The organism is Kordia jejudonensis, assembly GCF_001005315.1.
GTDB classification, from domain to species: domain Bacteria; phylum Bacteroidota; class Bacteroidia; order Flavobacteriales; family Flavobacteriaceae; genus Kordia; species Kordia jejudonensis.
The window spans coordinates 145,478-160,855 of sequence record NZ_LBMG01000004.1; the positions used below are offsets into that span (position 1 = coordinate 145,478).

Below are 15,378 nucleotides of genomic sequence, written 5' to 3' on the forward strand. Positions count from 1 at the left end.
CATACGTTAGTTTTTTAGTTGCGATTGCTTTACAATTTGTGTTTGTCCAACAGAAATCATATTGGTAAATAGTTTGTAAGCTCCAGGAACGCCCGCAGGTAATTCGCGGAAGAAACTCAATCCTGTGTAGATGTAATTTCCTTTTCCGTATTTGGCAACTAACAAACTTCCTGTTTTTGCAGACTCGTTTTTGTCGTTCATGGAAAGTATTGGTGTAAACTCGCTTCCCCATTCGTTTGGAAAGTACAATCCGCGTTCTTGCACCCAATTGTCAAAATCTTTTGCTTCAATTTTGTTTGGAAAGTTTACAATAGAATGGTCTTTTGCAATAATTTCTACAGCAGCCGTTTCATCTGTGACACGATCTCTGGAAAGCGATAATTTATACGGCGCCAACTGGTCGCGATCTACTTTTATTCGTCTGTTTGTATTGTATTGCACAATGACATTTCCACCATTTTTTACATAATCTAAGATATATTTTTGTTTAAATTTTAATTCGTCAACCGTATTATAAGCTCTAATTCCGATAACAATGGCATCAAAATCTTTTAACGAATTGGCATCAATTGTTGCAGGATCAATTACCATCACATCGTATCCAATTTGGCGTAAACTCTCAGGAATTGCATCTCCAGCACCTTGAATGTATCCAATATATTGTCCACTTTTTTGAATATCTAAACGAACAACTTTCGTTTCCGATGGTAATAAAACCGATTGTTTCGGAATATGATCGTATGCTATTTCGCTCAATGCTTTGGTATATTTTTTATCGCCAATATACACTTCAGGTGTTAAAATTCCTTCGCTTTGCGTTGCTGGCGGAATTACGGTAAACATCAACGTTGCTTTATCACCTTTTTGTGCAATAGTAACTTTTTGCTTTTTTGGAAATACTTGCCAACTATACGGATGTTTTATTGATACATATCCGTCGATATTATCTTTTCCAGCGATTACTGTTACAGGAATTTCTCTTGCTTCGTTTGATGAAAAAATCAATACTTTATCTTCAAAATCGGCAGTTACTTCAGGTAGAATTTCAAATGGTTGATACAATTCGCCTTTATCTGGTTTTGAATACCGATAAATTACAGGTTTTGTAATGGTAATAGGCTTTCCAGCAATGGTAAGATTGAATTTTAAGAGTGTGGGTCTTGGTGTTTCAGGCAATCCACGCAAGTGTTGATCGTCCACCTTATACATGCCCAACGTTCCTTTTTCATACAACCAATATGGCGCAGAATAGTCGTCTGTAGCTAGGTTAATATCTAATGTGAAATTTTCTTTCTGATTTGATTTTAACGGAAGCGTTTTTGTGGTAGTTTTCTTGTCTATAGTAGAAGTAACACTGTTTAGTTTGATGTTTGCAGTACTTCTGTTTAAGGCTTCAATATTCACTTTAACACTAGCTCTTGGTGTTGCACTTGATTCCGATGCGGAAGCTTCTAAGTACAATCCGGCGCAAGCCTGAATAATGCCTTCAATTTCTGCTAATTTAATCGTTTTCCAGTGTTCATCTTCTAAGTTTTGAATCATCCCATATGCTTCCATCAATTTTGGCAGATGTGATGCAGGATTCACAAAATTGAAATTTGCTTCAATATGTGTTAAGATGTTTCCGATGGCTTTTCCACCGTTTACACGATTCCAAGTTGTATCAATTCCTGAAAAGATATTGCTTTTATCTTCGGGAAAATCTCCTTTTAAAAATTCTACATATTCTTGTTGTGTTCCGCGTGAAGTCAATCGACCAAAACCTTGACATAAATGTTGACTGCTTGCTATAGAAGCCAATTCGTTGTTTGACAATCCTTTTAGCGGATAGTATACACCAATATCAAAATTGAGCATCTTGCTTTTATCTGCTTTTTCAAACTTTTCACGGCTTCCGTAAAACCACCAAGAGGTATTAAAAAACAAACGTGTTGGTTGCCAAGCTTCATAGTTTGAAAGTTGTGAAGCATACGCCTTTTTATCGCCAGCCAAGTCAAACGCTTCCATACTCAACATCGCCGAAGTTGTATGATGTCCGTGCGTTCTTCCAGGTGTTCTATGATCAAAACGATTGATAATTACATCAGGTTTAAATTTTCGGATTGCCCAAACGACATCACTTAGCACTTCATCTTTATTCCAAATGTCTAAGGTTTCATCTGGATGTTTTGAATAGCCAAAATCATTAGCACGTGTAAATAATTGTTGTCCGCCATCTACACGGCGAGCAGCCAATAATTCTTGCGTACGAATAACGCCTAATTGTTCACGAATTTCTGGACCAATTAAGTTTTGTCCTCCATCGCCACGCGTAAGTGATAAATAAGCGGTACGTGCTTTTACGTTATTTGATAAATAGGCAATCAATCGTGTATTTTCATCATCTGGATGTGCTGCAATGTATAATGCAGAACCTAAAAAGTTGAGTTTTTGTACTTTCTCGTAGATTTGGTTGGAGGAAAGTTTATCAGGTTTTTGTGCTGTACTTGTTGAAACAAAGGCACAAATTACTAAAATAAACAGTATTAGTTTTCTCATTGGAAAATTTTTGGTTCAAGTAACTTCAAAAATAGAAAAGTTCATTATAGAAATATACTTTTTAACGTTCTTTAACTTTCCCTAAATGTAGCATATAAAAAAAGCGAACCGAAGTTCGCTTACATGAGTTTTGTGATCGTCATTAACAGCATAGTGTTCGTCGAGCACTTTCACAACCTGCAACCCAATAGCAGACTGTTGGTCTTTCTTCTGAGTAACATTGTCTATTGTTAGAACCGCGTCCGCCAAAAGGCGAAGAAGTTTTCATGTTAGAAATAGACTTTTTGTTGAGTTTTAAATTTTTAAGATTCTTTTTTTTCATGAGTTTTTGATTTATAAATTATAGTAAGAATTAGTGTTCTGTAATTTTATAAGTTGTCAATGCTATTCTTCCTGTTGTGTAAAAGGGCATACTAGCCAATAACAAGAGTTTATATCAGTTCCACATAATTCAATATCATTTGTGTTTTTTCCACCTTTTAATGCTGTAATTTTAAGGTTGGAAATTGATTCTTTGTTGAGTTTTAAATTTTTAATGTTTCTTTTTTTCATAATTTTTATGTTTTAGATTCACTTAAAAATTTTGTCTTAACAACCGCCGCCGTTTGGCATTGATTCCATACAATCTTCCCACGCACATGAATTGTTTGAACCACAATTGGCTTGTGTTTGACAGTTATTGGTATTGTTTCCGCCGCCACCTTCGTACGGACAGTAACAATCGCTCATAAAATCAGGATCTCTAGATGGACAATCTTGCCAAAAGCAGGAGCCATTTTCAGATTGATATCCACCTTTTACGGCTTTCGTTTCTAAATTAGAAATTGAGTTCTTATTAAGCTTTAATACTTTTAAATTTCTTTTTTTCATGAGTTTAAGTTTTAAAAAAAATGATTAGTAACACGCATAACATTGCCCGTTTTGCCATACAATTCCGTAGCCAAAGCAGCGATCTTGTGGCCAGTTAATTGGAAGTCCACCAGTTCCTCCACAAATAGGACGACGTCCGCCATTAACGTCTTTTTGCTGATTCTTGTCTAGTTTTTCAACTCCCTTAACGTTTAAAATGTTTGTTAACATGATTTTATAATTTTTTGGTTAATGATGAAAATGTATAAAAAATGATTCAGAACCTGTTACGGAAAAGCCGTACTTAACAGTTAGCAATTGTAAGTTTTACGTATAATCTGAATAATTTGTGTAGTTTTGAAGCGAATCATATTAAAACCATACTTACGTATTCCATCGCTATGAAATTATTAAAAAACACCGCACTATTTTTACTCATTTGTTTGTTAAGTAGTTGTGAACAACCTGAAAAAGAAACGAAAGAAATGCCAACATACGCTACTGATACACATTCGTATGCAAAGCCAAATGAAGCTGTTGCCAAACATTTACAATTAGATATTGATGTTAATTTTGATAAAAAAATCATCACGGGAACCGCAACGTACACGATAGAAAACTATGCAGGAACCGCCATTGTTTTTGATGTTAAAAACTTAAAGATTCAAAAAGCAACGGTTGATGGAAACGAGGTACAGTTTACGCTTGGCGCGAATGATGCCGTGCTAGGACAATCGTTATCAATTCCTATTGCAACAGATTCGAAAGAAGTAGCCATTACGTATGAAACGACGGATAAAACTGAAGCATTACAGTTTTTAAATCCACAACAAACGGCTGATAAAGAGTTTCCGTTTTTACTCACACAAGGACAAGCAATTTTGACTCGAACATGGATTCCGATCCAAGATAGTCCACAAATTCGATTGACCTATAATGCTACCGTACAAGTGCCAAAAGAGTTGTTGGCAATTATGAGTGCGGAAAATCCGAAAGAAAAAAGTGAAAATGGTCAATATAGTTTTAAGATGAAACAACCAATTTCTCCATATTTAATTGCGTTAGCTGTTGGAGATTTAGTGTATAAAGAAATTAGTCCACGAACAGGTGTATATGCTGAAAAGTCAATGATTGAAAAAGTACATTACGAGTTTGCTGATATGGAAAAAATGGTCAATGCGGCAGAAAGTTTATACGGAACGTATGCTTGGGATCAGTTTGATGTAGTGGTTTTGCCACCTAGTTTTCCGTTTGGCGGCATGGAAAATCCACGTTTGACATTTGCGACACCAACGGTAATTGCGGGCGATCGTAGTTTAACAAGTTTGATAGCGCACGAATTGGCACATTCATGGTCTGGAAATTTGGTTACCAACGCTACTTGGAATGATTTCTGGTTGAACGAAGGTTTTACGGTATATTTTGAAATGCGCATCATGGAAGCGTTGTACGGAAAAGAATATGCAAACATGTTGGCTTCAATTGGGCGACAGGATTTATCGGATGAAATTAAAAATTTTAGAAATCAGCCTGAAGCGACACATTTGAAACTCGATTTGAAAGGAAAAAATCCTGATGATGGCATGAATAGTATCGCTTATGATAAAGGCTATTTGTTTTTACGGACGTTGGAAGAAACTGTCGGACGTGCTAAAATGGACGCTTTTTTAAAGGAATATTTCAATACACATGCGTTTTCTACCATGACTACAGAGAAATTCATCACGTATTTGAATGCTGAATTATTACAAAAAAACAATATCGATTTTAATGTTGATACTTGGGTGTACAAAGCTGGAATTCCTGGAAATGCTGCTAAAATAAAATCAGATAAATTCAAAGAAGTTGATAACGTACTTTCAGATTGGCAATACAAAACTATTACAGCAAGCAACGTTTGTGAACAAGATTGGAATATTCAGCAAAAAATTCATTTTATTAGAAATATTCCTGAGAAACTTTACGATGGATTGTTTGAAAAGTTAGACGAAGCTTGCGATTTTTCAAATGCGTCTAATTCCTATATTGCCATGGTTTGGTTTGAACAAGCAATTAATCATGATTATCATGGAAATAATGTAGACCAACGCATGGAAGATTTCTTGATGACTGTAGGTCGTCGTTGGTATGTGTCTACTATTTATAAAGCATTAAAACGTAATAATAGGCTAGAAGATGCTAAACGTATTTATGAAAAAGCACGTCCAAATTATCATTCAGTTACGGTGAATACGATTGATGAGATGTTGGGTATTAATTGAAAGATTAAAAGATTAAAAGATTGAAGGATTGAAAGATTCGACAATTAAAAACTATCTGTCATTCCTGCGTAGGCAGGAATCCAAATTGAATTCGTCTGAGATACTGAATCAAGTTCAGCACAAGGCTTTTCAAAACTGAGTTTCACTAAAAAAAAGGATAAAATAAGGGCATATTTTATCCTTCTTAAAATGAGATATTCAAGCCAAGTAGATTAAGCGTGGAATATGACTTAAATATTTAGTAATTAATTTATCAGATTATTACACTTAAAGATCGTGAAATTTTGATTGATTTGATTACGGTTTTACCATATAACAACTATACGATTGCTGTTGCCAATTGCTTGTTTTTGTAGGATTTACAAACCTAATTCTTTGCGCAGAACGCTATCTTTTACACTATTTTTTGACCAATATGGTGTTTTCAACTGCTTGATTCTCGTCGCTTTAGTTGTTAAATTTTTCGAATTATTACCATAACCGCTTGTGGAAGTTGCTGTCCAACTCAATATATCGTGCGGAAAGCTAGTGTTGAAGTTTATTGCTAATTTTCTATTCAGTTTAGGGTAAACTAATGTGTATGTAGAAGTTGTTCCCGAATTGGTCAATGTAGCGTTGGCTTCATACGCTTTTAGCGGAATATGTTTCATACGCAAGGTTTCCAACGCAGGGACTATTTGTTGTGTTCCTACAGGTAATTTCGAAGGATCTATTCTGAGTTTTGTCCATAATTCGTCTTCTAAAATAGTTTTTTCCATGGAAAACTTTTGATCAGATTCACTTTCAAAATACGAATACGATTGGATGTCAAATTGTGTTCTGTTGTTTAATTGCGTAAACACATGTCCACACCATTCTTGCATAGAAGATGTTACTTTGATAGCGTGTTTGTTATTGTCTACAGGATAAAAAGTACTGGTCATGACACTGTACGGATAAATTCCTGTGTAGAATTTTTTAGTACTATTTAGCTTTAAAACGGGAACATTGTTATCACGACGTTGATCGGCTTTGACTTGTTTTTCAGGATTGAAATCTTCCGTTACATAAATCAACACCGCTTTTCCTTTGTGAATTTCGCCATAGCGAGATTGTTCCAATTCAAAAGAAGTAATTTCTGCAGTTCCGTTATACCAATAGTTGTTAAAAGCTTCCGAAGTTGGCTGTGCAGGTTCGTTTATTTCTACAACTTTTTCAGTAGTTTCAGTAGTTTCAGTTGTTGTGTCATTCTTTACATTTGAACACGCAATGATAGTTCCTACAAGTATAATTGCAGCAAAAATGAGTTGTTTGGAGATGGCTTTCATTGTTTTTCTATAAAGATATTTAAAAACGACGATAACACAATACGGTTTAACAAAGTGTAAAGGTTTTGAAAATTTTAACTCTCCAAAACCTTATGATTTATTCCAAAACGATCTATTGAAAGTTTTATAAGTGGAACATTAAAATCGTTAGCCATACTTTTAAGTAAAGATTCATAAACGTAATTTAGTTTATCTGTAATAAATATGGCTTGAATACATTCACTGATATTGATAAATTCATAATTATTTTCTGAAGATATAATTACCTTACATTCGTTTTCATCCCTGTAATCATTATGCTTTTCTCCAATTTTTTTTAATTCGGATTTTAATTTTGATTCTAAATAAGCTTCTTCTCCTAATTTTTCAACTTGATTTAAATCTATAGATGAATTATCTAGATTTGTCCTAAAGAAATCACTCTTATGGTATTTCACATTTATTATGTCAAACTCAGCAGATAATTGTTTTTCTAATTTAGTGCGAGACAAAGCTATGCAAATACCTTTATATTTATCTCCATATTGATCCCACATTCTTGGTTTAGAAAATCCGAAATGATCAATTGGTTCAAAAACACCCATATACTGACCTTCAAAATCAATTTTAGCATTTCTGCACAAACACAATTGCCGTAAACTCTCATAATATTTTTTCACTTTCTTAGATATACTATTTCCGTCAATATTTGACGTTAACCTTTCACAATCATTAGAATAACCAAAACTTGAAAACCATGGGATTGGAATATTATTTTCCATCGGGTCTGATACGGAAGACAATGGTGATAATCTTAATGAATGCGTGGGAAGAATATGTTCGATTGCAGTGGTTAACGAAGTGTAATGATAAAGTGTTTTATTTTCTTCGAATTCTATTGAATCTGCCAAAGTTAAAGTAGCCATATTTCGATATTATATATTTCAATAAATCTATAATAATTCAGTTTAACAAAAAAGAAAAACGAAGACGTTTGTGTAAATTAAAACAATTTCAATGTGTTTGTTTTCAATCGCGATCGGACGATAAATCCAATAATCAACAGTAAAATAAATGCAATGATGCAGATAAAATTATTGGGTGAGTCTTTTTCTAGCAGAATAGGAGTGATATCGCCATGCAATACAAATCCTGCCCAATAGAATGGCATTTGGAAATTGGCATCATCGGTATCTTTTAAATATTTAATTTTAGCATTGCGAAGTGCCATTGTTTTGCTTTCTCCTTTTTTGAGATTTTGGTAGAAATCAACCATGATTCCTTGTGTTACTTTATCCGGAACTTCCCATAAACTCGCTAAAGTAGAAGGAACGCCAGCCATTGTAAATGCTCGGTTTAGTGAAACCATTCCTTGTGAAGCGTCCAACGAACCTTTTCCTGTGTTGCAAGCGCTTAATACTGCTAAATCTGCGTGTAAATGCAAGCCGTATAATTCTTCAATATATAATTTGGAATCTTGATTTTTTTCATTGAATAGTAAGTGACTCAACTCAGGCGTTTCGTTGTCAATATTGGCATGCATTGCCAAGTGAATAATTTTTGCCTTTGGCGAATATTTGATAAAGTTGTCTTTTGTTGCCAATATCGATTCAAAAAGTGTACTTGGGAAAATAGTAGAAAGCAGTTCCGATTCTTTTTCGGCACCTAACAAACGGAAATTTTGATCGCGAAAAGCAATTTCATCTGTACTTGCTATTTTGTCTGTATAGGTTGGTGTAAATACAAGTATGTTTTCATTTTTGACGTTTGTACGTGCGTCAACATTGTCATGAACAAATACCAAATGCGTTGCATAATGAATAGACACATCTTCAATGAGATATTTTACATTTGGCGTTACCAACGTTTCAAAAGGAATGTAATGCAATACATCGTCAGGAATGATGGTGTATTCGGTAATTGCATCATCATTCATAGGAAGTAGTTTTTGATGTAACACTCTTGCCAATACTTTATCTTCATGCTGATTGCTCAGTTGAGAATAAAAATTTTCTATGGACGGAACTAAGGATTCGTCGTTGTTTTCAACTTCGTAAAAATCAATTGCAGTTTTTGTAATGTAGAAGGCATAAAATTGATTTTCAATTCTTTTGTATTTCACAATTGCTTTCGTGTCGCTCAATTGTGCCTGAATTGTTTGTATGTCAAAGTTTTCAAACGCAAACGCAGAAATGTATGGAAATTCACTTTGTAATGTTTCTAAAAGCGATGCTAATTGTGAAGTGTTTTCAAAAATTGCGGCTTTGTCTTTTTGTTTTCGCGCCAGCACCAATTGTCTTCGTATCAAGCGTTCTTTTTCTAAAAGATCATCAGAGATAGTTAGCGTATTTAGCAATCTACTTTGTTGAAATTGTTTCCATACCAAACGATTTTCAATGACTTCCATTGTGTTTAGAAGTTTTTCTAAATTGAAATCTTGATAGCCATAACCGAGTTTTTTCAGTTTTAAAATTCCGCCAATTGCTGTTTCGTAATAGTTTGTAAGTTTCGTATTGAAGGTTTCTTCACGATAGCAATTTTCAAATTGATTCAATCCTAATTTGTACATGTTTGCCGCAAACGCAAGTACAGTTGAATCTTTTGGATATCGTTGTACAATCGTAGTTGCCATTTCGACCAATAAACCAGTTTCATTGATATCAAAGCTCGGTGTAAAGTTAGAAAAGTCATTTTTCAACGCAATTGTGTCCTTGTGAATGTATCCAATTGATTTTTGTAATGCTTCTAGTGCTTCCGTTTTATTATTTAGCGCCAATAATATATTTGCTTTTTCCGCTTCAAAATAGGAGAGACGTGTGTCATTTTTAGACAATTGTTTTAATACAGAATTTAGTAATCGCAAGGCTTTGTTGTACTTTTTTTGAAGTTTGTATGCTTTTACTTTGTTAAACTGAAATTGCGGTTTGTGATTGGCAAGAAAATCCTTTGGAACTACTTTTAATGCTTTGTCTAGTGCTGAAAGTGCCTTGTTGTAATCAGCCGTTGTACTTTGTTTATTTCGCAAATACGCATCGCCTAAAAAGTTTAAGGAAACCGCATACATCCGTTGTTCGGCAGCATTAAATTTTCGCTGTCGCTGTATGGTTTCTAAATGTTGAATCTGTTGTTGGATTAATGTAATATCATACGTGTTGATCACGGTTTTACTTTGGATAATTTCAATGGCTTTGTAGGCAAACAATATAGGTTTTGAAGCTTCTTCAGCAGTTACAACCATTTCATTTTTATGTTCAGTGTATACTTTTTTAGCTTTGGTTAGATAGTTGTTAGCTTCTTTTTGAAATCCTAACGCGGCGGCACTTGCTGCAACATCGGCGTAAATGGAAAGTAAATAATCGTAATTTGGATTTTTGACAGTATTCATCAACAATGCTGCTTCTTTTGAGCTTTCGTGTGCATACAAGTAATCGCCTAATTCATATTGTGAAAAAGCACGTTCATATAACAATTCTGCTTTATAATTTGTGCCTTTATCAGTATTTGGACACAGCTGAATTCCAGCATTGTAAGAGTTGATAGAAGCTACAAAGCGTTGCAAATAATATTCGGATGCGCCTTTGTAAAAGTACAATCTGGCAACAGCCAAACTATCCGAATGTATAGTTGCATCCGTAAGTGTATCAATTGCTTTTTCACTAAGTTCTAATGATTTTTGATAGTTTCCCGCGTTGTAAATTGTTTCCGTTTGGTTTAGAAAAGAATGTACTGTTTCCTGCGCATAAAGTAAAGCATGCGAGAATGTTATGAATAAAATAATAATACAACGTATAATTTTTTTCACAAAGTTGGTTATTTTAGGGAATCTTCTTCAATTTACATATTCTTTCACAAATATTGAATAGATACTTTATGAGATTACGCTATTTATGTATGAAATGCGTTATTTTGTTTGTGAATGGTTTTGTGTTCATTATAGATTTAAACCATTTATATATGTAACAACTAGCCACTTGAAAATCAGACATATTTGAAATTTTACGTTTAGTTTTCGGGTAATTGTTCTTGTATTTGATAGGTAGTAAAGTTTAAAAAATTCCCTGGATGTGCTAATACATTTTGAAGAATGATGGGAGAATCTGGCTCGTTTCCTGTATACTGCGTTTTTCCATCCATATTGACATCATGAATGTTGTATCCGTTGACTACGTATGTTGGAAAGTTAAGAAAATTGCCAGCGTCATTTAGCACTTCTGATAAAATACTAGGAATATCTGGCGTAGTGCCCGAATATTGAATGGTTGTATCTCCATTCACATTTCCAGTCCAGAGAGCCATGACATTGCTTGCTAATAGTACTTGCGCATGCGATCCAAAAGTTACAAATGAATTATCTGTAAAATTAACGGTAGTTGTCACATCTTTAACTAACGTAATTGGGGTTGCAGACATAGCACCTAAATGATTGCGATGTTTGATAACTACATGATGATTGCCTGGTGACGCATTCAATAGTACGGTTGATGTTCCATCTAATGCCACTACATCTCCGTCGCGTTGCAATAAGGCAGATGTAGATGCAATTACTTTTGTGGGATCATTTTCTGATCTTAATTCGATCCAAATCCAATCGACAATTGCATCAGTTCCAGTCGTATCAAATACAGAAGCATTTACAGTAGCATTATCTCCGTATGGACTTGTGGTTGGTATATAACTATTTGAACGTAAAATATCATTCATTAAACCTACAGTTGTTGGATTTAATAATGGACCTTGTAAAAAGACAATCGGACTTATTTTAATGTTAAATTTTGCATTGATAAAACCTTCTGAAACATGTATAGTTCCTTCGTGTTCTTTCGTGAACGTTTCTCCCAAACTATAGACGATTCGTAAGTTTCCAGCAGTATTAGTATCGCCACCGCTATCAATACTACTTTTTAAAAGTTGTTGTCCAGAAGTACAGAAGCAAACAAAAAATATAGAAATATAGATGATGTTTTTCATGAGAAGCATGTTAATTTTCTTGATATTGAATTTGTACTGAACGAATATTTGTAAGTGGTGCATCCCAATTTTGTCCACTTCGAGGAATTACTCTAAAAATGTATATATTATTTGCATTGTCAACAACTTCAGACAGTCCTGTAATTACTTGTATTCTGTTGCTGCTAACATTTCCAGAAGTGTTATACAAACCTAAAGGATAAATTATATTGTCTGTGCTAGCTGGAATACGATACAAAACACATTGCAGATTTGTATTTGTAGAATTGTCCAAATATGTAATAGTATATCCCGTAATTGTAGCGCCATCGGGTAAATGAACAGGAGCTATAATTGCTTTTTCAGGTGTGGAGTCCGAAATGTTTACAAAGAGAAAACTTCGATTTAATTGCGTACTCGAAGCACTTGCTTCAAAATCATACGGACCCATGGTATAATTTTTAGTACTTGTAGTACTTGCAACCAAATCGCCAGTAGCCGTAACTTTTACATTTCGCGTTCCCGTTCCTGATAAAGCATCAATATTTACAGTTCCATTTTGCATTACTTTTAAAGCGGTTGTTCTGAATTCTGCACTAAAAGGTCCTATATAACCATTTCCCACCATAAATAAGGCATTCGCATCATCTTCATTGAGTCGTCCTACAGCAACTGAGTTGGTTCCTGAAGCAATTGTGTTGGTTCCCGTTGCCACAGAATTGTCTCCCGAAGCGATGGTATTGTAGCCAAAAGCAACAGAATTTGTACCAACATTGGCATCATTCCAATAGGAAGAATTAAAAAATCCTGCATCGGTTGTTCCAGATCGTAAAGCAGCTTTACTTTTGTCAAAAAACAATCGTGAATCATCATTTGTCGTCGAAAAATCGTTTTCAAATTGATTGGAGCCTACAATAATACTTCCATTGGTTTTTACCACAAAGGCATTTTGACGTTCGGTATCGCTAGTTCCATTCCCTACAATGAGCGAAGCACTGCTATCTTCTTTATTAAACGTACCATTTACAAACTGACTTGAATTGTTTGATTTGGTACCAACACCAACCACCAAAGATGCATAACCGCTTGCAATGGTTCCGTCGCCCAAAGCGGTAGCATACGAAATTAATGCTTGTGTGTCTTTACCAAAAGCAGTCGTACCAACGCCACTTGCTCTAGTATTTCTTCCTGCTGCAAACGAATACAAACCGCGACTGCCATCATTCCACTGTACGCCATCTACTGTGCCAGCTCTAAATGCTGCTTTCGATTTGTCAAAAAATAATCGTGCATCTAAATTGATATTATTTTCATCTTCTGTACTTGTACTTCCTACCACAAAATCGGCAACTGTGTTTGTAGCGCTGATTCTGTTTGGAATTGCTTCTGAAAAAGGACTCATTTCACCAGTGGCACTGACAGTTTCAGCATGTAACGCATACGGAACCGTTTTAAATTCGGTTGTACCAAAATCGACCAAACCACTTCCTGTATTTATTTCTGTTTTGACAAAATGTGTGTCAAATCCCCAATTGATAGTTTGAAAATCTCCAGAAATATTCACGCCTTTACCAATGTTTACAATCACAATTCCGTTTGTATCCGTAGTAGTTGTGTGTGATTCTTTATATACTTCATTCGTCGCCATATTTCCTTCCAAAATGGTAAATTGAATGGTAACCGCTTGATTTGCCAACGGAAGTCCGCTATTATCTGTTATCACGGCTTTGTAATTGATACCGCGTGTTTGTGAAAATGAACTTATGACGCAGAAAAAAATCAGGATAAGAAGTGAAAATCGTGTTTTCATTGGTACGTTAGTTTTTAAGTAATTTAAAGGTTTTTGTATGAGTTTTGGAAGCAATATTAACTACGTACATTCCTGTGTTCATTGTTGAAACATCAATCAGCGATTGCGAATTTTTCAAGTTTCCTTTTGTGATCAAATTTCCTAATACATCATAAATTTCGTAGCGAAATGATTCCTGCATACCAGAAAAGCGAATCCTGTTTGATGTAGGATTTGGATACATTTGTATAGCAGTTGTTTCAAAATTTGTAGTACTCAAAACGCTTGCATCTGTGAGACTTGTCAGTTCGTTTCCGTTTCCAGATTTTGTGCCAGCAAACCAAAGTTTGTTTTGATATTCAAGAAGTGAGAAAGAGGAAATTAGTAAAATTTCTTCCGAGTTTCCTGTCAGCACTTCTGTTCCCGCAGGTGTTCCGTTGGTAACCCACAATTGTTGTGAATCAAAATAGAAGAGTTTGTTAGCATACACAACCGCTTTTAAAAATTCTATAGATTCTCCTGTGTCAGTTGCCGAAATTACTTTGACTGTTCCACTTTCGGTTCCGTCGGTTTTCCACAATTCAAAATCAGAAGTGCTATTGTCAGAAGCGGCAAAGTACAATTCGTTATTATAAATGGTAAAGTTCGGAATGCCCAAGCCGCTCGCAAGATTGTCCGTATCAATATCTTTGACCAAACTTGCCGTAGTTCCATCGGTTTTCCAAAGTTCCGAACCAATGATTTGTCCTGATGTTCCGTTGTAGCTTCGAGCTTTAAAATAGAGTTCGTTATTAAAAATGGTCAAATACGAAGGATTGCTTCCTAAACCAAATGCAGGATTCAGATTATTAGGGAAAATATCGTGTTTTATCGTTGTTCCTGCAAAGGTTCCGTCGGTTTTCCACAATTCGCGACCTTCAGGCGAAGTATTATCTTCAGCAACAAAAAGCAATTCGTTATTAAACACAATCATTTCTGAAATTAAATTCAAATTACTTCGTACCAATACTGTATTCGCAGTTGTTCCGTCGGTTTTCCACAATTCGCCATTTCCGCCACGATTTACATAAAAATATAACAATCCGTTATACACAACACCTAAGATATTTTTCCCAGGTTTTGTCATAAATGTTGGTGCGCCGTTGGTAGCAGCTTCAAAGTTTTTTACGGAAACTGTTCCAACTTCGGTTCCGTCTGTTTTCCAAAGTTCTATAGACGAATTGGTGCTTCCGCGGAAATATAATTCTCCATTGTATTCTACAAATAGTTGATTGTCATCATTCGAATTAAAATCCAAACCACTTGACGAACCTGTTCTGATATCTTTCAGCAAAACCGTTCCTGCATCGGTTCCGTCGGTTTTGTATAATTCTTGTCCAATACCAGAAACAAACGCTGAAAAATATAGTTCGCCATTCATTACATAAAACGATTCGGGCGAATATCCTGCGCCACTATTTAGGTTTGTAGCAACAATTTGTGTTCCTGCGGCAGTTCCGTCACTTTTGTATAGTTTTTTAAATGAAGGTGTAATTTCGGAAGCCTGAAAGTACAATTGTCCATTTAATTCCGTGAGGTATTTTGGCGCACTTCCGTTGCTTCCTGCCCAAATATCAATTTGATCAAACGTATATTGTGCATGTATTTGAAATGCTGTACATAGTAAAATTGTGAGTAGTATTTTTTTCATACTTGTTTTGATTAGCAT

12 protein-coding genes are annotated in these 15,378 nt (G+C 35.0%); 1 reads left to right on the forward strand and 11 read right to left on the reverse strand.

Annotation, left to right across the window (positions count from 1 at the left end; genetic code table 11):
* Positions 1-6 precede the first annotated feature (6 nt).
* The 5 genes from AA089_RS03385 to AA089_RS03395 form a co-directional block, all read right to left on the reverse strand.
* Positions 7-2,538 carry a PIG-L family deacetylase gene (locus tag AA089_RS03385; RefSeq protein ID WP_046755501.1) on the reverse strand — a complete coding sequence of 844 codons (2,532 nt, stop codon included), beginning with the start codon at positions 2,536-2,538 and terminating at the stop codon, positions 7-9.
* Between the two features lie 142 nt (positions 2,539-2,680).
* On the reverse strand, positions 2,681-2,860 hold the full coding sequence (locus AA089_RS24515) for a hypothetical protein (RefSeq protein WP_156168881.1): 180 nt from the start codon (positions 2,858-2,860) through the stop codon (positions 2,681-2,683).
* Positions 2,861-2,922: 62 nt separating this feature from the next.
* Positions 2,923-3,090 (reverse strand): hypothetical protein, encoded by a 168-nt coding sequence (locus tag AA089_RS24520; protein WP_156168882.1) that lies wholly within the window; start codon positions 3,088-3,090, stop codon positions 2,923-2,925.
* 36 nt (positions 3,091-3,126) lie between these two features.
* The gene (locus AA089_RS03390) at positions 3,127-3,408 is read right to left on the reverse strand and encodes a hypothetical protein (RefSeq protein ID WP_046755502.1); all 282 of its coding nucleotides are present in this window, start codon (positions 3,406-3,408) and stop codon (positions 3,127-3,129) included.
* 24 nt (positions 3,409-3,432) lie between these two features.
* Positions 3,433-3,618: a hypothetical protein gene (locus AA089_RS03395; RefSeq protein ID WP_046755503.1), complete on the reverse strand. Its 186-nt coding sequence runs from the start codon at positions 3,616-3,618 to the stop codon at positions 3,433-3,435.
* 170 nt (positions 3,619-3,788) lie between these two features.
* Between AA089_RS03395 and AA089_RS03400 the strand changes: the two genes are divergently transcribed.
* Positions 3,789-5,648, forward strand: a complete 1,860-nt coding sequence (locus AA089_RS03400) for a M1 family metallopeptidase (protein ID WP_046755504.1) — start codon at positions 3,789-3,791, stop codon at positions 5,646-5,648.
* A gap of 359 nt (positions 5,649-6,007) precedes the next feature.
* Here AA089_RS03400 and AA089_RS03405 read toward each other — a convergent pair whose 3' ends face one another.
* The 6 genes from AA089_RS03405 to AA089_RS03430 form a co-directional block, all read right to left on the reverse strand.
* The gene (locus AA089_RS03405) at positions 6,008-6,955 is read right to left on the reverse strand and encodes a hypothetical protein (RefSeq protein ID WP_046755505.1); all 948 of its coding nucleotides are present in this window, start codon (positions 6,953-6,955) and stop codon (positions 6,008-6,010) included.
* Positions 6,956-7,029: 74 nt separating this feature from the next.
* Positions 7,030-7,860 (reverse strand): DUF2971 domain-containing protein, encoded by an 831-nt coding sequence (locus tag AA089_RS03410; RefSeq protein WP_046755506.1) that lies wholly within the window; start codon positions 7,858-7,860, stop codon positions 7,030-7,032.
* Positions 7,861-7,937: 77 nt separating this feature from the next.
* Positions 7,938-10,736 (reverse strand): CHAT domain-containing protein, encoded by a 2,799-nt coding sequence (locus tag AA089_RS03415; protein ID WP_046755507.1) that lies wholly within the window; start codon positions 10,734-10,736, stop codon positions 7,938-7,940.
* A 200-nt stretch (positions 10,737-10,936) separates the two neighbouring features.
* A complete protein-coding gene (locus AA089_RS03420) occupies positions 10,937-11,902 on the reverse strand; it encodes a hypothetical protein (RefSeq protein WP_046755508.1) in 966 nt (321 codons plus the stop codon).
* A gap of 10 nt (positions 11,903-11,912) precedes the next feature.
* The gene (locus AA089_RS03425) at positions 11,913-13,691 is read right to left on the reverse strand and encodes a hypothetical protein (protein WP_156168883.1); all 1,779 of its coding nucleotides are present in this window, start codon (positions 13,689-13,691) and stop codon (positions 11,913-11,915) included.
* Between the two features lie 7 nt (positions 13,692-13,698).
* Positions 13,699-15,360, reverse strand: coding sequence for a T9SS type A sorting domain-containing protein (locus tag AA089_RS03430; RefSeq protein WP_162200405.1), 1,662 nt, complete (start codon positions 15,358-15,360; stop codon positions 13,699-13,701).
* Positions 15,361-15,378: the final 18 nt, after the last annotated feature.